Below are 280 nucleotides of genomic sequence, written 5' to 3' on the forward strand. Positions count from 1 at the left end.
TAAGGTTCATAAAGGAAGTATACATTACATCCGCACCTTGCTGTTGCAGTTCACTAAACTCTCTTATAGCGGAGTCCAGACCTGCGTCTTCAATAGCTTTTATCCATTGAGGATCCGATCCCGGCTCCATAGACAAGTCTATGATTTCACCGGCTCCCCTCATCTTATTGATATCCGGAGTAATATTTTTAAGCCCCTCAATGAGCTCATTTTGCATCTTTTCAGATATTTTTTCGGTCTGTCTTGCTCCAAAAAGTTTTTTTACAACGATCCTTACATC

1 protein-coding gene is annotated in these 280 nt (G+C 40.7%); it reads right to left on the minus strand.

The annotated features are described in order from the left end of the window. Window positions 1–280: hypothetical protein (locus RMT89_RS42580; RefSeq protein ID WP_315889124.1), on the minus strand; the 280-nt coding region annotated here is incomplete at both ends.

The sequence above is a fragment of the Streptomyces sp. P17 genome (assembly GCF_032436805.1).
Taxonomy (GTDB): Bacteria; Actinomycetota; Actinomycetes; order Streptomycetales; family Streptomycetaceae; genus Streptomyces.